This window comes from Microvirga tunisiensis, assembly GCF_009296175.1.
In the GTDB taxonomy this organism is placed as follows: domain Bacteria; phylum Pseudomonadota; class Alphaproteobacteria; order Rhizobiales; family Beijerinckiaceae; genus Microvirga; species Microvirga tunisiensis.
In genome coordinates, this window is sequence record NZ_VOSK01000003.1 from 1 (window position 1) to 24,023 (window position 24,023).

Sequence of the window (24,023 nt, forward strand, 5' to 3'; positions counted from 1 at the left end):
CCGAGGCGTTCGATTACCGGTCGCCGGCCGAGATCTTCCGCGAGCATGCCGCCTTGTCGGGCATTGCGAATGACGGAACACGCGATTTCGACATCGGCGCCTGTGCCGAGTTGAGCGAGAGCGCCTACGACATGCTGGCGCCGTTCCAGTGGCCGCGCCGGCAAGGCCAGGCGCTCGATGACGCGACGACACGTTTCTTCGCAGAGGGCGGCTTCTACACGCCCGACAGGCGAGGGCGGTTCGTCCCGACGCCGGTCGCGCTGCAAGCGGTTTCGCCGGAATTCCCGCTGATCCTCAACACGGGCCGCATCCGCGACCAGTGGCATACGATGACACGCACGGCGAAGACGCCGCGTCTCATGAGCCACTACGCGGAAAGTTTCTGCGAGATCCATCCGGAGGATGCGGAGGAAGCCGGAATCGCTCCCGCCACCCTCGTGCGTATCGTCACGCCGCAGGGGACGGCACTTGTCCGCGCCCTCGTGACGGAGCGGCAGCAGAGGGGAAGCATCTTCGTCCCCATGCACTGGACGGACCAGCAGACGGCGCAGGGGCGCATCGGGGCGGCGGTGCTGCCGGCAGTCGATCCGGTCTCGGGCCAGCCCGGGCTCAAATCCTCCTTCGCGCGCATCGAGCCGTTCGATGTCGCCTGGTATGGCTTCGCAGTGCTGCGCAACAAGCCTGAGACGATCCCGGTGGATTACTGGGCGATTGCGCAGGCCGAGGGAGGGTGGCGCGTCGAGCTTGCCGGAGTTGAACCAGTTGAGGATTGGATTGCCTATGCGGCGGATCTGATCGGGAGCGGCGAGGACCTGGAGACGCTGTCGTATAGCGATCAGGACCAAGCCAGCTTCCGACTCGCGACCTTTTCCGGCGATGCTTTGCTGGGCGCGCTGTTCGTCGCGCCGCAGCCGGTGGCCGTGTCTCGCACATGGGCCATCGAACACCTGTCAACGAAAGAAATCCGCGGAACTGAGCGCCTGCGCCTGTTGAGCGGGCGGCCCGGTGCCGATCAGGCCGATCCCGGCCCCATCGTCTGCGCCTGCTTCTCCGTCGGCGCCAACCAGATCGCGGCTGCTGTCGAGAGCGGCGCGGCCAGTGTGGAAGCTGTCGGCGCCGCTTTGCGCGCTGGCACGAATTGCGGCTCCTGCCGCGTTGAAATCAGGAGGTTGATCGATGCTGCAGCCCTTAAGAAAACCGGCTGAGGCCGAACCGGCACGGCTCGGCCGCCTCGCCAAGCTGCCGGTCTTCTTCGATCTGAAAGGACGCCGTGCGGTGCTCGTCGGAGGATCGGCAGGCGCGGCGTGGAAGGCGGAGCTTCTGGCCGCCGCCGGCGCCGATGTCGACATCTATGCGGCCGAACCTTCATCAGAAATGGAGAACCTGCTGGCGCGTGGCGCGGCGGACGGTTCACTCACCCTGCACCGCACGGCATGGTCGGAAGATATCCTGAACGATGCGGCTCTCGCGGTTGCCGATGTGGAGGATGAGAAGGAGGCCCAGTCGTTCGCCGCCGCCGCGCGCGATGCGGGCGTGCCTGTGAACGTGGTCGACAAACCGGCCTTCTGCGATTTCCAGTTCGGCTCCGTCGTCAACCGTTCGCCCGTCGTCATTGGCATCTCGACGGACGGCGCGGCGCCGATCCTGGGTCAGGCGATCCGGCGCAAGATCGAGACCTTGCTGCACCCCTCCGTCGCGTCCTGGGCGACCTTCGCCAAGCATGTCCGCGAGCGCGTGATGCAGCATCTGCCGCAGGGCCTGGCGCGACGCACGTTCTGGGAGCGCCTCTCCGATCTGGCATTCCGCGGCAAGGAGCCGGAAGCCTATGGCAACACGATGGAGAATGTGCTCGAGCGCATTGCTGGGCAGGCGGGAGAGAAGGTTGGGCGCGTCACCCTCGTCGGCGCGGGACCTGGAGATGCGGAACTGCTCACGCTGAAAGCGATGCGGGCGCTTCAATCCGCGGATGTCATTCTCTTCGACGACCTCGTGTCCGAGGACGTGCTCGAACTCGCCCGCCGCGAGGCAAAGCGCATGATGGTCGGCAAACGGGGCGGGCGCGCCTCCTGTGCTCAGGACGACATCAATGACCTGATGGTGCGCCTGGCACTGCAGGGCAAGCAGGTGGTGCGGCTCAAGTCCGGCGATCCGATGATCTTCGGACGGGCCGGAGAGGAGATCGAGCATCTGGAAAAGGCGGGCATCCCGGTCGACGTGGTGCCCGGCATCACCGCTGGCATTGCCCTCGCCTCGGTGCTCGGCACGTCGCTCACCCATCGCGATATGGCGCAATCCGTGCGGTTCGTGACGGGCTGCGCCAAAACAGGGCAGCTTCCGAGCGGTCTCGACTGGCACGGGCTTGCTGATCCGAACACGACGACGATCTTCTACATGGCCGGCGGCACGGCAGGCGCTATCGCCGAGCGCCTCATCGCTGCCGGATGCTCTTCGTCTCTTCCAGCCGTGATGGTGTCGGATGTCTCCCGCGGTGACGAGCGGTGGGCCGGTGCCATCGCCAATCTCGGCTGGGCCAGCGAACGGCGCGATCCGTCGAAGCCCGTGATTATCGGCGTGGGCCGTGTTTTTGAGCGAGCAAATCAGTCAAGCGTTCGGCACGGCGTCGATCCGCTTCTACAGAGCATGGCGCATGCGTGAGGAGACAGGGACGATGATCAACAAAGAGTTTCTGAAGGCGGGCCACACGCCGACGCTGTTTGCTGCTTTCTTCTATTTCGATATGGCCTTCATGGTCTGGGTCGTTCTTGGCCCCTTGGGAGTTCAGGCGGCCGCGGAACTTCAGCTCGACGCCGCCCAGAAAGGCCTCATGGTCGCCGTTCCGCTTCTCGCCGGAGCCGTTCTGCGCGTCGTCAACGGCGTTCTTGTGGATCGCATCGGTCCTAAGACAACCGGTCTGATCGGTCAGGTCATAGTGATTGCCGGTCTCCTGACGGCTTGGTTCGTCGGGATCCACTCGTTCACGCAGGTGGTGCTGCTTGGCATTATCCTCGGGGTGGCTGGCGCATCTTTCGCCGTTGCCCTCCCCCTCGCGTCGCGGTGGTACCCACCGCAATATCAGGGGATTGCCCTCGGGATTGCTGGCGCCGGTAATTCCGGGACTGTCTTTGCTGCTCTCTTTGCCCCAGGACTAGCCGCGATCTTCGGCTGGACGAATGTTCTGGGATTGGCCGCCATCCCGCTTGGTGTTGCCCTAGTGGTTTACATCCTCGCCGCGAAGGATAGCCCAAATCAGCCCCCGCCGAAAACGTTCCTGGAGTATCTGGCCGTCCTGCGTGAGGGCGACGCATGGTGGTTCATGTTCTTCTACGCCGTCTCGTTCGGCGGCTTCAGCGGGCTCGCGTCCTCACTGACCATTTATTTCAACTCGGAGTACGGGTTGAGCCCGGTCACCGCAGGCTACTTCACAGCGGCTGCGGTGTTTGCGGGCTCCCTCGTGCGCCCGGTCGGTGGAGCCTTGGCCGATCGTATCGGTGGCATCCGTGCCCTTTCGATCATGTACGTCGTCGCGGCCGTCGCCCTCGCCGTCGTCAGTCTTCGCCTGCCGCAGGCGTGGATGGCGCTCGTCGTCTTCATCATCGGCATGCTGGCACTGGGCATGGGCAACGGATCGGTGTTCCAGCTTGTGCCCCAGCGCTTCCGTCGCGAGATCGGCGTGATGACGGGCCTCGTGGGCATGACAGGTGGTATCGGAGGATTTTATCTCGCTTCCAGTCTCGGTTACTCGAAGCAGTTGACCGGAAGCTATCAGATCGGGTTCCTGGTCTTCGCGAGCCTCGCCGCGCTGGCGCTCCTGGGCCTGACGGGAATCAAATCGCGGTGGCGCACGACATGGGGGGCAAGCCTTGGTCTGGCCCGGATTTAACTGCTAGGTCATCCCCGTTGATCGGGAGCGGCCGGTCGCGCAGCGCTGCCGGACCCGCTCTGTAGATCCGCAGGAGCGGGCGCTGGCGCTGGAACAGCTGTGAAAGGACGACGATGCTGCAGGGTCGCAGGATTGCAGTGCCCGAGAGCCGGGAGCTGGATTTGTTCGCCGGCATGCTGGAGCGGCAGGGTGCGGTCACCGTTCGCTGTCCGCTGGTGTCAATCCATGATGTGGAGGATGCCGCGCCGGTCCAGGCCTGGCTCGAGCGGCTTGCTGGAGGCCAGCACGACAGCCTCATCCTGTACACGGGGGAAGGACTGGCCCGACTCCTGGGATTCGCTCGCCGCGGCGGCATTGAGGCTGAAGTGATCGCCGGCCTGCGACAGACGCGCAAGATCGTTCGTGGGCCTAAGCCGGCCAAGGTCCTGCGCAGCATTGGGCTCAGCCCGGACATGACGGCAGAGGAGCCCACCACGGCCGGATTGATTGCGACCCTGTCGGCTCTCGACCTGAGAGGCCGCCGCGTTGGCGTGCAGCTCTATCCGGGGGGTGAGGATTTGTTGACGGGGTTCTTAAAAGGAGCTGGCGCTGAGGCCGATCCGATCTTGTGCTACCGCTATGCTTCGGATGAGGAGGACGAGCAGGTCGTTCATCTGATTGATGAACTTGTGGCGGGAGCCATCGATCTGATCGCGTTCACCAGCACGGCGCAGGTGCGTCGGCTTCAGGACGTCGCGCGGAAATTCAACAGGGCGTCGGCGCTTGATGCGGCGATGCACCGGATCGCCATTGCCGCGATCGGTCCCGTCACCGCACAAGCCGTCGAGGACGCGGGCTGGCCTGTAGGGGCGATGCCAAAGGACAGCTTTCACCTGAAACCGATGATTGTCGCGCTCGGCAAGAGGCTGGCCGGAGACAGCAGTCGTCCTCCTCTCGCCTAACGTTCTCATGCAGGGCTTGAACACTGCATCCCTTCGTTGCGTCTCGATGCGCCCCACGCCGTCGCCCTGGCTTTAGACGATTATGAGTCAGCTTGATCTCAAGTGCACGTTCGGGCTGATCGGCGCGCCAGGTCACAATGCGGCACAGGCACTCCTTGCAGACAGCGGACGACGTCGCTTCAAAAAGGCCAAATGCGGGACACCCGGTTCGGTCTGCCGCCCGCTCCAGGCGACCTGCACCACTTGGGTGATTACTCCTGCGTGTCGAAGAACTCGGCCACCGTAAGTTCCTCTGAATTGTCGCCCAGGCCGATGAAGTCCAGGTAATCCTCCGGCACATCCTCCAGGCTTCTGACCACCCGCGGCTTCTTCTCCCCGTCGAAATAAGGAAGCAGGCTCTCCTCGTCCGCTTCGCCATGGTCCTCGTACTCGAGGGCGTGGAGCAGGCTGTCCACATCCTCGGCAAGAGCAAAGATGGCGGAGGGCTCCCCGTCCGCAGTGACATTGAGGCGATACAGCTTCATGTCTCGCAACCTCTCGGCAGCCGTTAAGCGCGCACGCATGCTCTCCAGAGAAGCCGATGGAAGTTAGATCTGGGTTAAAGATGCTGAGCTCAAGCCAAGTGTCCGACCTGAGGATCCAGCAAGGATCGGCAGCACTGGAGGATATGAACTTGCCACGTCAGTTGGTCACAGATGTCGCAACCTGGTCCGTGGCCTCACGTGAAAACATCCACGCACGGCCTGCCCCGGTTTGTTCTTCGGTCTCATGCCGCTCGATCCAGACCCAGACCGCCAGATCAGCCTCACAGGACCGGCGGGCCAGCCAGTAGTTTTCTGTCGAGCAGTGGCTCACCTCCGGGTAGAGCCGCAGGAACTCGACTACTGCCACCACTGCGTCACGGTACCCGCCAATGCCATCGCCGAGGTAACCGCTGTCGAGCGGCTGCCCGGATCGGCCAACGAGTTGCCACCGGACCTGGTAGGCCATGGGAGGGTTCCAGCATCACGAGACCTACCATGGCATACCTCCCTATTCTCTAACAGAGCGGACGCAGTTGGTAGTCACTGGGTCAGAGATCATTGTCGCTCGTCAACTGGTTGGGCCTCAGGCCCTCGTCGGGTGGCCCAAAGCTGCGCAGGCGAACGCCGGGCCCTTCACCTCCTGCAGCCTCGAGAAAGATCACACCCTGTTCCTCAAGCGCAACCCGGATGGCCGCCACAGCGGCTGCCGAGGCGCCAAGTTTACCATCTGTCTCCGCTCGCTTGATGGTTGGCAGGGGCAGACACGCACGTCCGGCGAGCTCAGTCTGGGATAATCCGAGGAGCGCTCGTCCGGCACGTAGCTGTGCCGGGATGATGGGTCTCTCGTACATCACGATGATCCCTGTGCGAGTCCGACGGCATGACCCGGGCGTAACGGTGCCAAGGCGTCGTGAAAGGCTTTCTGGGCAAGAACAGAAGTAGGACGAAGGTGTCCAAAGAGCATGTTGAGGTGTTCAGATGAAGCTATCCGCGCTGCAATCTTGCACTGAACACAGGCCAAGCTCCGCTTTGCCGTCGATGCCGCGGATCGCTCGCATGGCGAGAAAGGTCAGGGGTTCTGATCAGAGCCCAAACGCCGCTGGAGCCGCCCCCGAAAGCCACAGGGGCTTTCCACGCGGCCGTGGCGTTTGCTCGCTTGAGCCAATCGGTACGATGATGGAGGTCATTCCACCATAGATGACAACGTAGCCTTGACGCCTGAGATCGCGCTCGGCCTGGTTCAGGGTTTCGAGCAATGAGAGGAGATAGTTCAGCATCCTAGCCTCAGAACAGGAGGGTTCGCTCCGCTAAGCAAGAACTATGCCTAAACATCCTTAAAGTACTGCCGCTAGCACGAGAGGAGCGAAGGTTGTTCCTCGGAGATCTTGTCGGCATGGGTGGCAAGCTGCGCTCTGCCAAGCCGGTCGGATCGTTGATGCTGAACGGGATGCCTTGCTCACGTGGCGGACACATGAGGCCGCCATCGCCTTCTTCAGCAACCTCGCCGGCTACGACTTAGCAGGCTGTCAGAGCCCTAATTGATATTCCGCTTGGTTCCACGGGCACGGCTCAGCCGAGTGGCGAAGCCGTGCTTTGAACGGCCAGCAATCACCGTTGCTTTTCATCCCGATTCTGATCTGAACCCTGCGGATTCCGGCCTTGGTTCTGTTGATCCTGTTGCTTCCGAGCCTGGCCACTCTGGTTCTGCTGATCCCGGGATTGGCCTTGGTTCTTCTGGTCCGAACCCTGTGGGTTCCGGCCTTGGTTGTTCTGGCTTTGCTGGTTTCGATCCTGGCCCTGATTGCCTTGGTCTTGCTGACGGTTCGTCATGGCGCTTCTCCTATCGGCGACGCCTCTGCAACGCAGCAGACGCGTCGCCCCCGGACCTTCGCGCCGAAGCAACCGGCAAGCAAGCCTAAATTTTCATCTGGAACTTGTGGCTTACATCAGCGTTGTTCGCCCCTTTTCCGCAGCACGAATGCTTTAGCTTGCATCGAGAGCACAGTGATTTCTTAGAGTTAAGCTTGCTGCTCTTCTGGCTCTCGATCAGCCCGGGGAGGGTTCAATCCCGCGCGGCAGACGTTTGTTGCAAGACGCGATCGGGCTCGGCATTCTCTGAGCACTGGTGGTACAGGTGAGGGCCGTCGATGACGTATTGCGTCGGTGTTCTGGTGGAGCAGGGCCTGGTGCTGATCGCCGATACCCGCACCAATGCGGGGCTTGACGACATCTCTACCTATCGCAAGCTCATAACGATCTCAGTCCCGGGTGAGCGTGTTCTGGTCCTCGCCAGTGCCGGCAATCTGTCCCTGTCACAGTCTGTGCTGGGTCTGCTGACAGAGGGGCTGCGCCATGAGGAGACCGGCGAGGCCGAGACGCTGCAGACGGTCCCAACACTGTTTCAGGCCGCCCTGCTGATTGGCCGAGCCATTCGGCAAGTACGGACAATGGAGCAGACAGCCCTGGAGCAGGCGAACCTGAGGTTCGACGTGACCTTCCTGTTCGGAGGGCAGATCGCGGACGGCCCGATGGAACTCTACCTCGTCTACTCAGCCGGTAACTTCATTCGCTGCGGGCCCGATGCCCCCTATCTCCAGATCGGCGAGCACAAGTACGGCAAGCCGATTCTGGATCGGGCCGTTCGCTACAACACGGATCTCTATGAGGCCCTGAAGATCAGCTTGATCTCAATGGACTCGACCATGCGCTCGAACATCGGGGTTGGGCTTCCCATTGATCTGGCGATTTCCCGGCGCGATGCGTTCGCCTTCGAAGTGCTCCACCGCATTGAGCCGGGTGAGCCTTACTTCCATGACTTGAGCGAGCGCTGGTCGGCCGCCCTGCGGGCCGCCCACAAGAGTATCCCCCGTCCACCTTATGGAGGGGAACCGCAATCGGGTCATTGAAAGTCGACTTGGCTCATGTCGGCCATCGATGCTGCACCGTTCTCCAGATTACATGCCAGAGGCCGCGTGGCACTACGGCACTAGCGACTAGCGGCCAAGCCTGCGACAATTGTGCATCGCACAAAAAGTCTTCTCCATCGTTTGCTGTTAAGAGGCTGGAGACCGGCAATGGATCACAAGAAGACTCTCCCTGCTGAGTGGTGCCGGCGACGGACGCGCCACGATCCTCCAGCCCTTGAAGAAGCGATTGCAGCGGCCCAGGGTCTGACGGATCAGATTGAAAGCCAAATCGAAATCGCCGCTCAGCTGATCGGCCTGTCGGAGGATGAGGTGAGGCCCCGGGTGCTGCTGGCGCGGGCTCACACCCGAAACAGCCGCGTCGTGCCCGCTCGCAATCGACAGACAGAGATCACGGTGATCAGGCGCAGAGGCTCTCGCGTTCAACGAAGCTGAGGTCCGCATAACGGATCCTTCATCTCGGCCCGCTACCTCTAGGGCAGCTGACAAGTGCTGCCCTCAAGGGTCTGAATGCCGCGACAATAAATTGACATAGGAAACACCAGGAAGGCTCCATCTTCATCTGAGGAGCCATGACATGGTTTTGTTCTCGCTTTGCAAACTCGCTGCGGGCAATCTGCCGCCGCTGTCCATACACCTGGGGCGCCATCTGAGCTGGATCAGACACGAGCTCCTGCCGAGTGATGAGGAATGTGATGCGGAGCATCTCGCGTCAGCCTCAGATCGCTACGACCTTGAGTTCCGCATACGCGCGTTTGATAAGAACCGCCGGCAGAGACGCGGACCGTTTCGCCACTTCTGATCAGACCATCAAGCCCTGCGATGTCAGCTGAGGCCCACCGTGATCGCACATGTGGCGGTGCGGCCCGTCGTGAGCGGAGGAGTCGATGCGATCCTTCTTCTCGCCTGGTGAGCTCGTACGCGTCCGAAGGTCGACCAGCAGTATCTACGAGGTGGTGCGCATTCTCCCCATCGTGGATCATGGGGACGCGCTGTACGTCATCAGCAATAAACAAGGTGCCGAGATGATTTTAAAACAACATCAGCTGATGAGAGCATAGGTTTGTCTGACGAGAGTGACGACGCAAGGATGCACATGATGCAGCAGCGATCCGTGTCCCAGATCGTCCTTAGGCAAACAACACAACGACAGCAAGGCTACTCCCTTTGCACAATGCTCAAAATTGAGGCGCAACTTGCCGATATTGAAAGCCATCGAGTGCAATCCTTTTTCGCTGGGAGGTCGTTACTATCGCATAAGTTTCAGCTTAGGGGGCGGGCACAAGCCGTTATCATTGCGAGGACGTCATGGCGTCGGTGTTCAGTGAACTCATCCCTTTGCTTGGGGTCATCTCCATCTTCATCGCGATCTGCTCCCTGGAAGGAGCCTCTTAGACCGAGCAGAGCGCGAGGCTATCCAGCCGCTGATTGTGACCTGTTGTGGAAACTGGCAACCGGGAGGAGCAAGGTATGGTTGCGGGAGAATTGTACAACGTCGGCTTAAGCGACGAAGCACCATCGTCCTGCACGGATGGGTCCAAGGATAAGCCCTCGCGGCAAGGGCTGATCGACACATTGGTCGACCTCGACCTGGAATTCGAACGGGAGCAGCAGGCCCTCCGTAGAAGCTCGCTCGGCGCCACGCTGAAGTCCCGGCTGCTCATAAAGCTCAAGGACCAGTACCGCATCAGGCGTCTGCCCTATATGCAACAACTCGCGGCACTTTTAGAACCCACCGGACATCAGCTTTGCGCTCAAGCACCTCTGCACGAAGGCTCGCAGAGACAACAGCAGGCGTCATCCACGATGTAACACAGCCAGCAAAAGGGATTGGAGCACTAGCAAGTGCCGTGTCAGGCTCTATCTGCTCTCCGGAAGAGCAGGGGAGTTTGTGATGTCCGATCACGTCTACAAGGTCGTTGAACTGGTAGGCTCATCGACGAGCAGCATCGAGGATGCGATCCAAACCGCCATCAAGCGCGCAGACCAGACCCTGCGAAACCTGCGCTGGTTTGAGGTGGTGCAAACCCGCGGGCACGTGGAGAACGGCGAGGTTCACCACTATCAGGTCGTGCTCAAGGCTGGTTTTACGCTGGAAGGCGAACGGCCATAGCGAGGTGAGACGAGCCTCCCTTTTCGCCCATGAAGGCGATGGTACTCGGCAGAGTTTTATTCCGTCTCAAGCAGCACGAAGGATGGGAGCCGCGCCTCCAAATCCAACTCGTCCGCCGTGCGTCTGGGGGCTCTACTCAGCGATGCCCTTGCGTAACAGGCGGTTGACCGCCTGGACGACCCGCTCGTGCTCCTTCTCCGAAAAGGGGCTGAGGTCATGCATCTCGAGGCTGTTCAGGCCCTCAATGGCCAGCCAGCCCACCAGCGCCGCGTCCAGATCATCCGACGTCGCTTTCAGGTTCTCCAGGGTCGTCTTGATGACCTCGCGCACGGGATCAAGCAGGTGCGGGTTCTCGGCCGAGGCTGCCAGCATGCCATTGGCGACCTCCTTTGTCCTGCCCTGGCGCAGCTTGAGCAGCGCCGCCGTGCACAGGCGTGCTTCCAGGTTGCGCCCGGGCTCGGCCTGAGCGCGGAGCGCCTCCCGCTCCGCCGCGACCTCATCGACCAGGCGCTGGATCATGGCCTGAAGCAACGCGTCCTTGGTGGGAAAGTTGTAGAGAAGCCCACCCTTGCTGAGCCCAGCGCGCTCGGCCACCGTGTCCAGCGTCAGCCGTCCCGAACCCATCTCGCTCACAAGCTCCGCAGCCGCATCAAGAATTCTCTCGCGCGAACTCTTCCGGCCTCGAACACGTCCCGCCATCGCTATCCTTGCGCTAAACCGTCCGGCCGAAAGTCCATCCGCCATATCAGCGCCCAGCCTGTCAGCGTCAAGGCGAGAGCACGACCATGCCGCTAAGAGGCTCGGCGTGGTTCTGTCATGATGTCGATGTCAGGCTTCAGAGGAAGTGGTCGGAATGTATTCTCGTTCATACGTAGGTCTGCTCGGCAAAGTGAGACTTTCGGCTGCTGCCAAAATGGGATCCGCCGTGGGAACCGGATCGATCCACCGGGGTTTACGGCTGGGCATTGTGCCTTCCCAGCCATCCATTGCTCCTCACCTGATCCTTTGAATCGTGCCCTGATGAAGCGACTTGTCTCTCACCGGCCGCAGGCCATTGATCTTTGGCTGACGGCCACCGCGGCATCCGCTGCGCTTGCCGTCATCAGCCTGTGCGCTCAGTTGCTGTAGGAACGCTCCTCGACCGACTTGCGATGCGGTGACCTCGGCAATCTGACGTGTCATCGATCAAGCTGTTGATAGCTCACGCAGGCGTGGAACTCTTCCGAGCCCTCATCGTGTTGCTCTCTGGTCCTGTACCGGATGTCGGAGCCATGCCTGAGATCAGCGAGCCATCCCCGCAGACCCGAACCAGCCTGTTCAAGCTCCAGGCGCGGCAATGCCGCTTCATTGTCTCAGAGGATCAGTCCCAAGCAATCTTTTGCGGAGGAGAGACGCAGGAGGGCTCGAGCTGGTGCCCATGGCACCGGCGCTTGGTCTACGCGAAGCCCCTCATGGCCGGATCCGGTGCCGGGAAACGCTCTGCATGACAATCCGGGATTGTCATTCTGTGAGCAGATCAGTGCTTCAGCGATCGTCCCTGTTAGGTGAACGGCCCCAACCTGCAGAATTCGCCACAGAAAGATGCATTGCCAGATTATGCCTGCTGGCTCTGCATCAACCTGGCTTGCATATTGATCATGCGTTGCGCGCATGGGCCCGTTGAGGAAATTTCATTTCAATGCGCAGCCAATTTCGATAATGAGCTTGCGGAGCGTCGCCTCTCTACCCTGCGGCGCCGTTCCTTTCAGAGGGATAGGTCCTCTGCACCTCAGGTCGCTGGCAACAGCGGCCTTTTTCTTGAATGCAGGATCAGCACCAGGGAACCACAATGACGGGCAAGACCATCACCCGGGCCAATCTGACCGAGGCTGTCGCTGATAAAATCGGACTCTCGCGGGCAGGATCGGCGAACTTGGTCGAGCAGGTTCTTGGGGAAATGAGTGCAGCTCTCGCATCGGGCGAGAGCGTGAAGCTGTCAGGCTTTGGTGTTTTCACTGTCCGCCACAAGAACGAGCGCGTCGGCCGTAATCCCAGGACCGGCGTGACGGTGCCGATCGAGCCCCGCCAATCGCTAACCTTCAGCGCGTCGCCTCTACTGATCACCCGCATGAACGGCGGTACACCCGAGCCCCGTTCACGGCGGATCCGCAAGGAGCCTCTGCTGGCTCGATCGGCAACGGAATGAGACCCATGCCTGACTTTTACCGGATTAAGCGCCTCCCGCCTTACGTCTTCGAGCAGGTCAACCGCATCAAGGCCGCTGCGCGCGCCAATGGAGCGGACATCATCGACCTCGGGATGGGCAATCCGGACCTCCAGGCCCCCCAGCACGTCATCGACAAGCTGGTGGAGACCGTCGGCAAGCCACGCACCGACCGCTATTCGGCCTCGAAGGGCATCGGTGGCCTGCGCCGTGCCCAGGCCGGCTATTACGAGCGCCGCTTCGGCGTGAAGCTCAATCCCGATACGCAGGTGGTGGCGACGCTCGGCTCCAAGGAGGGGTTCGCCAACATGGCCCAGGCCATCACCGAGCCGGGCGACGTGATTCTGGTGCCGAACCCGAGCTACCCGATCCATGCCTTCGGCTTCCTGATGGCGGGCGGTGTCATCCGCTCGGTTCCGGCCGAGCCGACGCCGGAGTTCTTCGTCGCGGCCGAGCGTGCCGTCGCGCACTCGATCCCCAAGCCCGTGGCGCTCGTCGTCTGCTATCCGTCGAACCCGACGGCCTATGTGGCTTCTCTCGACTTCTACCGGGATCTCGTGGCCTTCGCGAAGAAGCATGAGCTGATCCTGTTGTCGGATCTGGCCTATTCGGAGGTCTATTTCGACGAATCGAACCCGCCGCCCTCCATCCTGCAGGTGCCGGGCGCCATCGACGTGGCGGTGGAATTCACCTCCATGTCCAAGACCTTTTCCATGGCCGGCTGGCGTATCGGCTTCGCGGTCGGCAACGAGCGTCTGCTGGCGGCCTTGGCGCGCGTGAAGTCCTATCTCGACTACGGGGCCTTCACGCCGGTTCAGGTGGCGGCCACCGCCGCCCTCAACGGCCCGGACGAGTGCATCCGCGAGATGCGCGCCACCTATAAGCGCCGCCGCGACGTGATGGTCTATTCCTTCGCCAAGGCCGGCTGGACCGTGCCGGTGCCCACCGCCTCCATGTTCGCCTGGGTCCAGATCCCGGAAAAATTCCGGTCACTGGGCAGCCTCGAATTCTCGAAGCTCCTGGTGGAGAAGGCCGACGTGGCGGTCGCTCCCGGCATCGGCTTCGGCGAGCACGGCGACGATTATGTCCGCATCGCGCTTGTGGAAAACGAGCAGCGCATCCGCCAGGCCGCGCGGAACATCCGCAAGTTCTTCGACAATGCGGACCAGACGCTCCATAACGTCGTGCCACGATCCGCACGGACAAAGTAGGTTTTTTCGAACCCGATGCCGTGCTTGGTTTAGGGAGTACAAGAAGCACAGGAGAGCGCGTGCGCTTCCTTGCTGAACGAGAAGGCATCTCTGACGTGCAGGACTATATCCGCAAGATCTTGACCGCTCGGGTTTATGACGTGGCCATCGAGAGCCCGCTCGATCCCATGCCGCGCCTGTCTCAGCGCCTGGGAAGTCCTGTTCGGCTCAAGCGCGAAGATCTCCAGCCGGTGTTCTCGTTCAAGCTGCGTGGCGCCTACGCCAAGATGGTGAGCCTGCCACGCGAGGCCCTCGAGCGAGGCGTGATCTGCGCCTCGGCCGGCAATCACGCTCAGGGCGTGGCAGTGGCGGCTCAGAAGCTGGGCGCCAAGGCCACCATCGTGATGCCGCGCACCACACCGGCCATCAAGGTTCAAGCGGTGAAAGGGCAGGGTGGCCGCGTCGTGCTCCACGGCGAGAGCTTCGATGAGGCCTATACCCACGCCCGCCAGCTTGAGACCGAGAAGGGCTTGACCTTCATTCATCCCTATGACGATCCCGACGTCATCGCCGGGCAGGGCACCGTCGGCATGGAGATCCTGCGTCAGCACCCCGATCTGCTCGAGGCGGTGTTCGTGCCGATTGGAGGAGGCGGGCTGGCTGCGGGCGTTGCTGTCTATACCAAGTTCCTGAGGCCTGAGGTGAAGGTCATCGGGGTTGAGCCGGAGGACGCCGCCAGCATGGCCGGTGCGCTTGCGGCCGGCGAGCGCATCATTCTGAACCAGGTCGGGCTGTTTGCCGATGGGGTCGCGGTGCGGCAGGCGGGCGAGGAGACCTTCCGCCTCTGCCGTGAGCTGCTCGACGAGGTGATCACGGTCAGTACGGACGAGATCTGCGCGGCCGTGAAGGACATCTTCGAGGACACCCGTGCGATTGCCGAACCCTCCGGGGCCGTCAGCCTCGCCGGCTTGAAGCGGTATGTGGAACGGTTAGGGGCCCGACAGCAAGGATTGGTTGCGATCAACAGCGGTGCCAACATGAACTTCGACCGGCTCCGCCACATCGCCGAGCGGGCTGAGCTCGGCGAACATCGCGAGGCCCTGCTGGCGGTGACCATTCCCGAGCAGCCGGGCAGCTACCGCCGCTTTATCCAGTTGCTCGGCAAGCGCTCGATCACCGAGTTCAACTACCGCTATTCCGATCCTCGGGCGGCGCAGATCTTTGTGGGTGTGCAACTCTCGGAAGGAGACCTCGAGAAGCGGCAGATCATCACGATGCTGCAGGAGCAGGGCTATCCGGTGCTCGACATGAGTGACAACGAGATGGCCAAACTCCACGTGCGCTACATGGTCGGCGGTCATACTCCTGGCCTAGAGGATGAGCTGATCTTCCGCTTCCAGTTCCCGGAGCGGCCCGGCGCCCTGTTGAAGTTCCTCAACGGGCTGTCCGGCAGCTGGAACATCTCGCTGTTTCACTACCGCAACCATGGCGCTGATTACGGGCGGGTTCTGGCCGGGATCCAGGTGCCCGCTGCAGAGCGGGCGCAACTCAAGCGCAGTTTGGATGAGCTGGGATACCCGTACTGGGACGAGAGTGACAATCCGGCATACCGCTCGTTCCTGAACCGTGACGCGATGAGTGTGTCCACTATCCTCTGAGAATGTGTTCTTCGCAGGCTTCCTGTCTCACGCTCTGCTAATTGGCACAGGGGCGGCAGCCCTGTTCAACTGTAGGGCGCTCGTAATTGGGCGCTGGTTCTGCCGTCTCGCCAAAGGCCAGGTCTAATCAGGCCCTACGTCTTACCGCATCACAAAACGGGGGTTCCGCCGTTCAACTACGACGATCGATCGATTGGAGCCGGATCGGAACGGTACCGCTGACTGCGTGGCACTCCGGGCTGCTGGCGCAGCAGCTTTCAGAATGGCCGATTTCACCTCGGCCTCCGGCAAACCCATCAGCATGGCGGCGATTTCCGTTTGCCCGTCCACGTCGGTTGCCAAGCCCTGCGCGGCATAGATGGCCTCGTCCAATGTGGGCGACTCAAAGCGAAGGCTGGAGCGAGTCCCCTGCAGCTTCTTCTTGGTCGTCGGCATGATGCTGTTTCTGTACGGACTGTGAAGATGGTTCGATCCGGGAAATGCAAGCCCTTCACAAGCGAACGCCCGCCATCGGGCGGGCGCGAACCTGGATCAGGCGCCGTGGGTGCGACTTACGCGAACGACGCCTTGCGGGCGACCCGGGTGATGTCGAACCGGGCGATGCCGAGATCGGCCAGCTCACGGTCGGAAAGCTGGGCCAGCTCCTGGACGGTTTCACGGTAGACCTTATAGGCGCGGATCTTGGACAGAATGTAGGTGACGAACATGAAAATCCCCCCAGCAGGTGACCGGCCCCAGCGGCCGGTGATCAATGCTCTTGCTTCAGGCCGCATATAAGGATGCGCCGGAGTCCTGAGGAGCGGCGATCCGGAAGCCCTGTTATGCTTTAGTGGCATAAGGGCATCCTGCCCGTGTTCATTCACGGGCGCACCCTCATCGTGGCCGTCGTGAATTGTCCAATGGCTGTCCTGACAAAGACCCAGTCGCCCTGAGAAGTTAATGAGCCGTACGCCCTTGCCTAACCATTACCCGCACACGCCCGATGGTCGCTACTTCCTGGTCGGAGGTCGGCTTTGGCGGCTGAGTAATCCTGGGCTCGCCCCCGAGGTGCGGGAGGTCCTTGTCCGCGAGCTGATGGCAGCACGCCGGGCCGTCCGGAGGGCCAGGAACGATGCCGAGGCTCTTGCCAAAGCGCGTGCTCAGGTCGACGCGGCGAAACATGCCCTTGGTGAACGCGGCCCGGTTTGGTGGACCGATGGCGCCCCTGACTATAACCGGCGGCTCGCAAGAAATACGCCTTACTCTGAATGGTTTGACGCACCCAGTACGGGTGTAGATCCTGATCCATAGACGGGGCGCTGTGGAGCACGTAGTGGGCCGTCAATAGCCATCTGCCAGTCCACTGCAGGCGTGCCGGCCTACCAGCCGGCAATAACGGCACCCTTGAAGCGCTTGTCGATGAACTCTTTCACGTTGGGGGAATGGAATGCAGCCACCAGCTGCTTGACCCAAGGTTTGTCGACATCCTGACGACGAACCACCACCTCACAGATATAGCGGGATTGCGGCCCCTCCCGGACAAGCGACTCCAGAGGGTTGAGCCCTGCCTGAAGGGCATAATTCGTGTTCACGGCCGCAGCATGAACATCATCGAGCACGCGCGCGAGTTGCGCGGCTTCGAGCTCGATGAACTTGATGTTCTTGGGATTCTCGACAATGTCGACCGGAGTGGCTTTGAAGCCGGCATTGGGGCGCAGCTTGATCAACCCTGTCGTCTCCAGAAGCAGAAGCGTGCGCGCCTCGTTGCTGGGATCATTCGGGATCGCGATGGTTGCGCCCGCCGGGATCTCATCCACGCTCTTGTAGCGCTTGGAGTAGAAGGCAATCGGAACCAGAATTGTCTTGCCGACTGGGACAAGATCATAGCCGCGGGCATCGATCTGAGCCTGCAGGAAGGGCCGGTGCTGATAGGAGTTTGCGTGCAGATCTCCGGCCGCAAGGGCGGCATTCGGCCCGACAAAGTCGCTGAACTCCACTGACTCAATGATAAGTCCATCGCGAGCCGCATTTGCCTTGGCAACGTCGAGGACCTCTGCAAAGGGGCCCGCCGTGACCCCGACCTTGATTGTCTCGGCCTGAGCACCTGTGAGTGTAAACAGCGCCAAGCAGGAGACAGCAAGCAAGCGTCGCAGCATGTGGGTTCCCTTTGGGTTTGGGTGCTTCCGTATCGAACGGCAGGAATGTTGAGCAGTGTGATCAGGCGCCCGTTTTCTGTCAAGGAATCGTTCGTCATAAAGAACATGATAGGGCTACCTAGGGTAAAATTGTTCCGTTCCCGGTCAAGCTTGACGGCTAAAACTCTGAAAAGCGAGGCCCTACCGCGCTGAAAGGGGTTGGCAGATCCCGGATACGTTCTATACAAAGTACGCTCGGTAAGAGCGACAACCCGATGCCAGCCCAACAGAGATCGAGATGAAGAAGCAGATCCGCCTCAACGCCTTCGACATGAACTGTGTGGGCCATATCCAGCATGGCCTGTGGACCCACCCGCGTGACCGCTCCACGGCCTACAACACCATCGAATACTGGCAGAACCTCGCCAAGACAGCAGAGCGCGGCAAGTTCGATGGCATCTTCCTGGCCGACATCGTCGGTGTCTACGACGTCTATAAGGGCAGTCCGGCCCCTTCGCTGGAAAATGCCGTGCAGGTGCCCGTCAACGATCCGCTGCTCGTCGTTCCCGTCATGGCCGCCGCCACCAAGCACATCGGGTTCGGGGTCACGGCCAATCTTACCTACGAGACGCCCTATCTCTTTGCCCGCCGCATGTCGACGCTGGATCACCTTACCGGCGGTCGCGTCGGGTGGAACATTGTCACCGGCTATCTCGACAGCGCTGCCCGTGCCATGGGCTTCACGGCGCAGCGGGAGCATGACGACCGCTATGATGTGGCCGATGAGTTCATGGAAGTGATGTACAAGCTGTGGGAGGGCAGTTGGGAGAGCGACGCAGTCGTGCGCGACCGGGAGCGGCGCCTCTATGCCCGTCCCGACAAAGTGCATCGCATCCAGCATGCCGGCCGGCACTACAACGTCGATGCGATCCATTTGTCAGAGCCGTCGCCGCAGCGGACACCCGTGCTCTATCAGGCCGGCGCCTCGGCGCGCGGCAAGGACTTTGCCGCCAGTCACGCGGAATGCGTCTTCCTGTATGGCCCTAATAAGGAACACACGCGCAAAGCGGTTGAGGATGTGCGGCAGCGTGCGGCCAAACTGGGACGTAATCCGAATGGCGTGCAGTTCTTTCTTGGGCGAGCCATCGTGGTTGGTCGCACGAGGAAAGAGGCGGAGGAGAAGTACGAGGAGTATTACCGCTATGCGAGCGCCGAAGGCGCACTGGCGCATTTCTCGAGCACGGTCGGCATCGACTTTTCCCAGTATGATCTGGATGAGCCGCTCCAGTACCAGAAGACAGACGCGATGGCGTCCATGCTTGAGGCGTTCACCCGCGACAGCTCTCAGGTTTGGACTTTGCGCAAGATCTTCGACAAGGGCCTCGGGGCCCGCAATCCGCCCCTGGTCGGCTCCGCCGAAGAGGTGGCGGACGAGCTCCAGTCCTGGGTTGAGGAGACCGGCGTCGACGGGTTCAACATCAGCCGCGTCGTGACGCCGGAGACGCTCGAGGATTTCGTCGAACTCGTCGTGCCGATCCTGCAGGAGCGCGGAATTTACAAGCGGGATTATGCCGAGGGCACTCTGCGTGAGAAGCTGTTTGGCCAGGGGCAGGCGCTCCTGCCTGCCACGCATCCCGGCGCTTCTTATCGCAGGCTCGGACAGGGCCTTGATGCGGCTGAGTAGACGCTGCCGCGATGCAAGGGCAACGCGAGAGTTCGATAATCCCCTCGGATGACCTCAAGCAGGCCATGCGCCACTTGGTCGGGGCGTCACCATCATTCCGACGGAGCACGAGGGGCGACGGACCGGCCTAGCCGCTCCCTCAGTGATCTGATCTGAAGCCCGACAAGCGCTCGCCGTTGGCAACATAGTCTTAACCACATCAACGAAAATCCTGCCATTGCGCGGACAGAAGCATTGCCCGCCTCTTTGTGCCCACACTGCTCGACATGAATGAGTCGCACCGGAGATCGGCTGTGTTGCGTATGAGAGGAGGGCCCAATGTTCCGAGACCTTTCAACCCGCATCCTAAATGTCCACTGTGTTCTTGTTTTGTCGCTCAGCCTGTCGGCCGCTGCAGGATGGGCCTCGTTTGCCGTCTCAAGCCAGTCCGCGACCAAGCTGGAGGGTCAACTTCGGCGTGAGGTGGCAAGCCTGCAGGATACCCAAGCAAAGCTCCTCTCGGAGCGGGCGAAAACGCGAGCGTCGCTGTCCGAAATGGGGCAGTTGCGTGCAGATCTTGCAGCTGCACGCACAGGGCTCGCCCGACTGTCTCAGCCGATGGATCAAACCAAGCCGGCGTTGCCTCCCGTGAGACCTGATGCCAAGGAAAGTCTCCGCACCAGCGAGATCAGTGACACAGGATCCCAGACGGGATCAATCGCGGCAAAGACAGGCAAATCACCGCCCGTAAAAGCAGCCTCAGGAGACAAGCCGCAGCCACAGGACCGCAATGGTCAGGTAGCGGCCGTCAAAACCCCAACGCCGGGCGGACACGGAGCAATCGAGAGGTCTCAACGAGATACGGCACCGGCCATCACACCTGAGCTGGATGCCGCAAGCCTGCGCCGGCTGACAAGGTCAGCAGAAGCGCAAGCACAGTGATGATCGTGGCGTTGAAGATGTGATCAGCTGCAGACGCAAGTTCCATAACGTCAGCGTGCTGGGTGGCTTGTGGGCACAGGGTTAAATGTCCGCCCCAAGCAACGTTCAAAGGCTGTGCGTCCTTAGAAACCGATCGCCCATCGTATGCTTTGATTGCACCATGCTGATTGCTCTCGAACCCGGTCACAGAGGCATCATTGTTTCGAAGGAGCGAACTTGCTCCTGGGACGCCATTGCCAGATGTGGTTTGCTTCTGGCTCGCGCCTTACAGAGCTGCTGGAGACGGTTGAGCGCACCGTGAAGGCAACCTCGATACACTGACAGAAGCTTATACGAGATCGTCTTCTTCGGCGATCCCGGTCGGATTCGCGACAAGGCAAGGCGGTCTTCCACCAGCCAGCCGCTCGCGTCCGCATCGTCAACAACGGTTGAAGCCGTCTTCAGCCGTCGGGTTTCTCATTGGTGATCACCCCAAACCCTTAACGTTGGGCAATGGTCAACTGAGGGGACCACAAGGGCCGGAGCAGCGGCTCGGCCACGATTCCGCTTATCAAGGCAAGAGACAGCATGACAAGTCCAACGCGTCCCCACAGCGCAACACGATCCTTCCGGGTCATCAGGGAACCCTCCGTGCGTCACACATCGAAGACAACTTAGCTGGCCGACAGTTGGTTGCCGATGGCCAAGCTACCCACAGATCCCCGAACCCTTACTCGGTCCTCGGATTCGAGAGAGTCATTGCTCGGGCTCACGCGCTCCAGGAATGCGGCCCCTGATGAGATGGGCCGTGTCGCTCGATCCGCATCGACGCGGTTACCGTGCAGACCCGCTGGTTCTGCTCGTCCCGCACCTCGATGACAACATCGCTGGTATTGCCCTTCGCCAGCTGGCTCGTGCCAATCTCAGCCGCCGAGCGGGCCGCCGCATGCACGGCAGCGTCCAGGCTGTCGAAGTCGGGGCCCTCGTCATCGCGCACGAGCGGCTTCCCGTTCTGGACATCGAAATAGTAGCGGGCCACGGCACTCTCCTCTGGGCCGGCCCCTGTTCTGTCTGAGATTGCGATCGACGGGCATTCGGCACGTCAAAGCGCCCTGGCTGAGAGTGCTGCCTCAAAATCCTCACAGCCAGGGCGTCAGCGGAGAGGAAGCCCTCCACCCACCTCAATGCCATTACGAATGGCACCGGAGTGTCTGTTCGGGCTGATACGCCACGCGCCCGGCGCAAGCATCCTGTCGCGGCCGTGGTAAACAATCCGTATCTGTCTAATGGACAATGCTACAAGAACATCCGTGAGGTATGGGCCGATACCCGCCGCAGACCAACACGTCTTCGTGACGATTGAAATGGCCATTGTTTCGGCAAAGCTTGGTCATCATTGGAGCTCTTTGCGGAAATAGATGCCAAACCCCGTTGAATTCATCGGATCTGTCGTTTTCCCGACAGACACCGCACTTATTTTCCCAGACTGTTGAAGGGTAGTGGTCAAGAGGAGCGGGGAGTGATGGATCAGAACGTAGGCCGTCCAGCTGTCGAGGATCATCCTCTCGTGAAATCCCTTCGAGCCATTTTGAAGGAGCTGGATGACCAATACGAGCGGGAGCGACAGAGCCTCATCGCGACATTGCCCAACACGGGCGTGAAGGATCGCGCGCTCGCGATGCTTGAATCTCGGCACCACCAACGGCGGGAAAACTATCTCCGCGAATTGACAGCCCTCCTTGAGCAAAGATCAGTCGGCTCCCTTCCCGTCTGACAGAGACAGTGCCGAACTCCCTTCCCTGACCCGTTATGACACCCTAGCTTGAGAAGAGCTGGCTTAGTCAGCATCACCTGTTGCGGAAGGCAGCCCCCGATGAGTACCACCCGTGTCTTTCTGCTCGCCTCTGCCCTGGCTCGCCTGATCGAGAGGGAAAGGGGAGGCCACCTCGTCCGGCAGGGCTTCTTCCCGGATCGACCAGGCCGGAGTGCCCATGTGCAGCTGGCAGGCGATACTGGGCACCTCATCCTGGTCTCCCATCATGCTGCCGGCCCACTCGAGGAGCCTGCTGAAATCTCTCGTGCTCAGGCTGAGGCGCTGCTCGATCTGACCGCCGGACGGACCGAGTATCTGAGCATCCCGATCGACACCGGCTCGCACAGTGCCACCATCCAGCGCTTCGTCGCTCCAGCGTCGCTCGATCTGATCAGCGTCGCGTTCAAGCACGAAAAGGCAGCGCGAAAGTTCCAGCCGCCGGTCTGGTTTGGTCCCGAGGTCACCAGCGATCTCGGCTATGGAACCCGCGCTATCGCACTCGCCGGCCCGCCCTCTACCCCGGAGGTGGAAGTCACGGATGCGGCCCTTAACAGCCTCCTCGATGCCTTGGGGAACCGGGCTGGGGAGCCGCAGCCGCAGCCGACCTGGGTGGCTCCTGAACCTGAGACATCCGAGACCGTCTTGGACCCAGACGCCGAACGCGAACTCGATGGGCTCAAGATTGAGGACAGCGTGATCCGGGAACTCGCCCGTTCGTTGCAGCCGCAGGGGCGCTGAACCTCTCCTCCGATTCATGGAGTTAACGGAGTGGCGGTCGTATGAACCACACCAATCCCATGCACCGGCACGCAGTTCTGGCTCTGCTCCTGCTGGGGTTGGCAGGCTGCGCTTCGTCCTCTTCGCCCATTCATCCAAGCGGATGGGCGTGCGAGGCGGGCGATCAGTCGATGGTTCGCGACACGCTCTACTTTGGCCATAACCGCCCCAACGGGGGAAGAGTCCGCGAGGCCGAGTGGCGGCAGTTCCTGAATGAAGTCATCACGCCACGCTTTCCAGATGGGTTAACGGTGATGAAGGCGACCGGGCAATGGCGTAATGCCAACGGCCACATCGAGCAAGAAGTCTCCCAAGTCGTGACCGTACTCCATGCCGGTGACCCCACGACACGCGGGAAGATCTCAGAGGTCATGGCCGCCTACCGACAGCGCTTTGACCAGGAGGCCGTCCTGCGCGAGCGTACCGCGACCTGCGCACGCTTCTGATCCGGCAAAGCGGCTGAGGGTATCAGATCCGCCTTGGTCCAAGTGGCCTGGAATGGATGACTTTGGGGCGATAACCAAACAGCGCCCGACCCTCACCATGGCTTCGAATCTATGCGTGGCTTGATGAGAGCTGGCCCCTGATATGAACTCGGTATGAGCTACAGCCTGATCCAACTCGCGCCCGGGGCCTATGATCTCCTCCTGCATGGAGAGGTTGTGGGCAGTGTGGTGCGTACCACCTCATTCCAGCCTTACACCTGGACAGCGGAACTGCTCGAGGATGTCCCTCCATCTCGGAGGCCAGCGCCCTTCACGGAGCTCGAACATGTCTTCGCCTCGTTGGAGGATCTCTGTGAGTGGCTCGGCCAGCCACAGATGAAAACCAACAATCGCCATGGCGATGCCTGGGAGGGCTGAGCCATCCCATTCAGTGAAATTCAGCCAGAACGCTGATCTGCGTTCACCGATAGTTCAGGGGTCGACGCGCATCTTGGGACACCGGTTGCCCGACCGTACTCCCGGCCAAGCCCAGGACCTCGATCTCTCTCATCGTTGGACTTGGTCGGGTTCTCTTTCTGTGCAGACCGAACGTACTTCCATCTGAAGATGCATGGTCGGACAGCCGGCATGGGTTGCTTGGAACCTAGCGCGATGCCAGCCCCAGAGTGTCGATGATGCGCGGGGCAAGAGCGATCGCGACGATGCACAGCGCTTGCAGGATGAAGATCATCAGGCCCGGGACTTTACCCATCATTGGGACCGCGCCTCCTGAAGCCGCGTCAGGTACGGCGGCAGATCCTCGTCTGCCTGTATACCCCGGCTGCCGATCTCTCCGCCGCCAGCCGTCCGGAACCTC

30 protein-coding genes are annotated in these 24,023 nt (G+C 61.3%); 19 read left to right on the plus strand and 11 right to left on the minus strand.

Translation table 11 applies throughout. The features are described from left to right. From FS320_RS01960 to FS320_RS01975, 4 genes are all read left to right on the plus strand, one after another. Window positions 1-1,205, plus strand: a 1,205-nt coding sequence (locus tag FS320_RS01960) for a molybdopterin dinucleotide binding domain-containing protein (protein ID WP_192926243.1), incomplete at its 5' end; no start/stop codon positions are given. Continuing rightward, window positions 1,177-2,655, plus strand: coding sequence for a siroheme synthase CysG (gene cysG, locus FS320_RS01965; protein ID WP_152708931.1), 1,479 nt, complete (start codon window positions 1,177-1,179; stop codon window positions 2,653-2,655). The genes FS320_RS01960 and cysG, both read left to right, overlap by 29 nt. A 13-nt stretch (window positions 2,656-2,668) precedes the next feature. After that, a complete protein-coding gene (locus tag FS320_RS01970; RefSeq protein ID WP_152708932.1) occupies window positions 2,669-3,880 on the plus strand; it encodes an MFS transporter in 1,212 nt (403 codons plus the stop codon). A 113-nt stretch (window positions 3,881-3,993) separates the two neighbouring features. Beyond that, a complete protein-coding gene (locus tag FS320_RS01975; RefSeq protein ID WP_152708933.1) occupies window positions 3,994-4,821 on the plus strand; it encodes a uroporphyrinogen-III synthase in 828 nt (275 codons plus the stop codon). A 251-nt stretch (window positions 4,822-5,072) separates the two neighbouring features. Here the strand turns inward: FS320_RS01975 and FS320_RS01980 are convergent, their stop codons facing one another. The 4 genes from FS320_RS01980 to FS320_RS01995 form a co-directional block, all read right to left on the minus strand. Beyond that, complete coding sequence (locus FS320_RS01980) at window positions 5,073-5,345, minus strand: hypothetical protein (RefSeq protein ID WP_152708934.1); 273 nt, start codon at window positions 5,343-5,345, stop codon at window positions 5,073-5,075. A 157-nt stretch (window positions 5,346-5,502) separates the two neighbouring features. Continuing rightward, window positions 5,503-5,811, minus strand: a complete 309-nt coding sequence (locus FS320_RS01985) for a hypothetical protein (RefSeq protein ID WP_152708935.1) — start codon at window positions 5,809-5,811, stop codon at window positions 5,503-5,505. Window positions 5,812-5,893: 82 nt separating this feature from the next. After that, on the minus strand, window positions 5,894-6,196 hold the full coding sequence (locus FS320_RS01990) for a helix-turn-helix domain-containing protein (RefSeq protein WP_152708936.1): 303 nt from the start codon (window positions 6,194-6,196) through the stop codon (window positions 5,894-5,896). A gap of 231 nt (window positions 6,197-6,427) precedes the next feature. Then, window positions 6,428-6,622 carry a hypothetical protein gene (locus FS320_RS01995; RefSeq protein ID WP_152708937.1) on the minus strand — a complete coding sequence of 65 codons (195 nt, stop codon included), beginning with the start codon at window positions 6,620-6,622 and terminating at the stop codon, window positions 6,428-6,430. Window positions 6,623-7,004: 382 nt separating this feature from the next. On the opposite strand from FS320_RS01995, the gene FS320_RS02000 reads away from it, so the two are divergent. The 3 genes from FS320_RS02000 (at window position 7,005) to FS320_RS02010 (ending at window position 8,704) form a co-directional block, all read left to right on the plus strand. Continuing rightward, window positions 7,005-7,361, plus strand: coding sequence for a hypothetical protein (locus tag FS320_RS02000; protein ID WP_152708938.1), 357 nt, complete (start codon window positions 7,005-7,007; stop codon window positions 7,359-7,361). A 131-nt stretch (window positions 7,362-7,492) separates the two neighbouring features. Beyond that, window positions 7,493-8,251: a proteasome-type protease gene (locus tag FS320_RS02005; RefSeq protein WP_152708939.1), complete on the plus strand. Its 759-nt coding sequence runs from the start codon at window positions 7,493-7,495 to the stop codon at window positions 8,249-8,251. Window positions 8,252-8,419: 168 nt separating this feature from the next. Further along, on the plus strand, window positions 8,420-8,704 hold the full coding sequence (locus FS320_RS02010) for a hypothetical protein (RefSeq protein WP_152708940.1): 285 nt from the start codon (window positions 8,420-8,422) through the stop codon (window positions 8,702-8,704). 607 nt (window positions 8,705-9,311) lie between these two features. Here the strand turns inward: FS320_RS02010 and FS320_RS45025 are convergent. Then, a complete protein-coding gene (locus FS320_RS45025) occupies window positions 9,312-9,485 on the minus strand; it encodes a hypothetical protein (protein WP_153885278.1) in 174 nt (57 codons plus the stop codon). A 254-nt stretch (window positions 9,486-9,739) separates the two neighbouring features. On the opposite strand from FS320_RS45025, the gene FS320_RS02020 reads away from it, so the two are divergent. Together FS320_RS02020 and FS320_RS02025 are read left to right on the plus strand one after the other, a co-directional pair. Then, window positions 9,740-10,081, plus strand: coding sequence for a hypothetical protein (locus FS320_RS02020; RefSeq protein WP_152708942.1), 342 nt, complete (start codon window positions 9,740-9,742; stop codon window positions 10,079-10,081). A gap of 82 nt (window positions 10,082-10,163) precedes the next feature. Then, a complete protein-coding gene (locus tag FS320_RS02025; protein WP_152708943.1) occupies window positions 10,164-10,382 on the plus strand; it encodes a dodecin in 219 nt (72 codons plus the stop codon). Window positions 10,383-10,514: 132 nt separating this feature from the next. On the opposite strand, the gene FS320_RS02030 is transcribed toward FS320_RS02025, so the two are convergent. After that, window positions 10,515-11,081, minus strand: a complete 567-nt coding sequence (locus tag FS320_RS02030) for a TetR/AcrR family transcriptional regulator (RefSeq protein WP_162002809.1) — start codon at window positions 11,079-11,081, stop codon at window positions 10,515-10,517. A gap of 572 nt (window positions 11,082-11,653) precedes the next feature. Between FS320_RS02030 and FS320_RS50615 the strand changes: the two genes are divergently transcribed. The 4 genes from FS320_RS50615 to ilvA all read left to right on the plus strand — a co-directional run bounded on the left by FS320_RS50615 (window position 11,654) and on the right by ilvA (window position 15,433). Next, window positions 11,654-11,869: a GcrA family cell cycle regulator gene (locus tag FS320_RS50615; protein WP_152708945.1), complete on the plus strand. Its 216-nt coding sequence runs from the start codon at window positions 11,654-11,656 to the stop codon at window positions 11,867-11,869. Between the two features lie 341 nt (window positions 11,870-12,210). Continuing rightward, window positions 12,211-12,567, plus strand: coding sequence for an integration host factor subunit alpha (locus tag FS320_RS02040; protein WP_152708946.1), 357 nt, complete (start codon window positions 12,211-12,213; stop codon window positions 12,565-12,567). Window positions 12,568-12,572: 5 nt separating this feature from the next. Beyond that, window positions 12,573-13,796, plus strand: coding sequence for an LL-diaminopimelate aminotransferase (locus FS320_RS02045; RefSeq protein WP_152708947.1), 1,224 nt, complete (start codon window positions 12,573-12,575; stop codon window positions 13,794-13,796). A 95-nt stretch (window positions 13,797-13,891) separates the two neighbouring features. Beyond that, complete coding sequence (ilvA, locus tag FS320_RS02050; protein ID WP_162002815.1) at window positions 13,892-15,433, plus strand: threonine ammonia-lyase, biosynthetic; 1,542 nt, start codon at window positions 13,892-13,894, stop codon at window positions 15,431-15,433. A gap of 141 nt (window positions 15,434-15,574) precedes the next feature. Here the strand turns inward: ilvA and FS320_RS02055 are convergent, their stop codons facing one another. After that, window positions 15,575-15,868, minus strand: a complete 294-nt coding sequence (locus FS320_RS02055; RefSeq protein ID WP_152708948.1) for a hypothetical protein — start codon at window positions 15,866-15,868, stop codon at window positions 15,575-15,577. Window positions 15,869-15,984: 116 nt separating this feature from the next. Beyond that, window positions 15,985-16,140, minus strand: a complete 156-nt coding sequence (locus FS320_RS02060; protein WP_152708949.1) for a DUF1127 domain-containing protein — start codon at window positions 16,138-16,140, stop codon at window positions 15,985-15,987. Window positions 16,141-16,372: 232 nt separating this feature from the next. On the opposite strand from FS320_RS02060, the gene FS320_RS02065 reads away from it, so the two are divergent. Next, window positions 16,373-16,723 carry a hypothetical protein gene (locus FS320_RS02065; RefSeq protein ID WP_152708950.1) on the plus strand — a complete coding sequence of 117 codons (351 nt, stop codon included), beginning with the start codon at window positions 16,373-16,375 and terminating at the stop codon, window positions 16,721-16,723. A gap of 68 nt (window positions 16,724-16,791) precedes the next feature. On the opposite strand, the gene FS320_RS02070 is transcribed toward FS320_RS02065, so the two are convergent. Further along, window positions 16,792-17,568: a MetQ/NlpA family ABC transporter substrate-binding protein gene (locus tag FS320_RS02070; RefSeq protein ID WP_152708951.1), complete on the minus strand. Its 777-nt coding sequence runs from the start codon at window positions 17,566-17,568 to the stop codon at window positions 16,792-16,794. Between the two features lie 277 nt (window positions 17,569-17,845). Between FS320_RS02070 and FS320_RS02075 the strand changes: the two genes are divergently transcribed. Then, on the plus strand, window positions 17,846-19,231 hold the full coding sequence (locus tag FS320_RS02075; protein ID WP_152708952.1) for an LLM class flavin-dependent oxidoreductase: 1,386 nt from the start codon (window positions 17,846-17,848) through the stop codon (window positions 19,229-19,231). A gap of 853 nt (window positions 19,232-20,084) precedes the next feature. On the opposite strand, the gene FS320_RS02080 is transcribed toward FS320_RS02075, so the two are convergent. Beyond that, a complete protein-coding gene (locus FS320_RS02080; RefSeq protein ID WP_152708953.1) occupies window positions 20,085-20,339 on the minus strand; it encodes a hypothetical protein in 255 nt (84 codons plus the stop codon). A 561-nt stretch (window positions 20,340-20,900) separates the two neighbouring features. Further along, complete coding sequence (locus FS320_RS02085) at window positions 20,901-21,170, minus strand: DUF6894 family protein (protein WP_152708954.1); 270 nt, start codon at window positions 21,168-21,170, stop codon at window positions 20,901-20,903. A gap of 483 nt (window positions 21,171-21,653) precedes the next feature. Between FS320_RS02085 and FS320_RS02090 the strand changes: the two genes are divergently transcribed. The 4 genes from FS320_RS02090 to FS320_RS02105 all read left to right on the plus strand — a co-directional run bounded on the left by FS320_RS02090 (window position 21,654) and on the right by FS320_RS02105 (window position 23,584). Beyond that, window positions 21,654-21,905 (plus strand): hypothetical protein, encoded by a 252-nt coding sequence (locus FS320_RS02090; RefSeq protein ID WP_152708955.1) that lies wholly within the window; start codon window positions 21,654-21,656, stop codon window positions 21,903-21,905. 99 nt (window positions 21,906-22,004) lie between these two features. Next, window positions 22,005-22,682 carry a CYTH domain-containing protein gene (locus FS320_RS02095; RefSeq protein ID WP_152708956.1) on the plus strand — a complete coding sequence of 226 codons (678 nt, stop codon included), beginning with the start codon at window positions 22,005-22,007 and terminating at the stop codon, window positions 22,680-22,682. Window positions 22,683-22,723: 41 nt separating this feature from the next. Further along, window positions 22,724-23,167, plus strand: coding sequence for a DUF3574 domain-containing protein (locus FS320_RS02100; RefSeq protein WP_152708957.1), 444 nt, complete (start codon window positions 22,724-22,726; stop codon window positions 23,165-23,167). Window positions 23,168-23,320: 153 nt separating this feature from the next. Then, window positions 23,321-23,584: a hypothetical protein gene (locus FS320_RS02105; RefSeq protein WP_152708958.1), complete on the plus strand. Its 264-nt coding sequence runs from the start codon at window positions 23,321-23,323 to the stop codon at window positions 23,582-23,584. Window positions 23,585-24,023 lie beyond the last annotated feature (439 nt).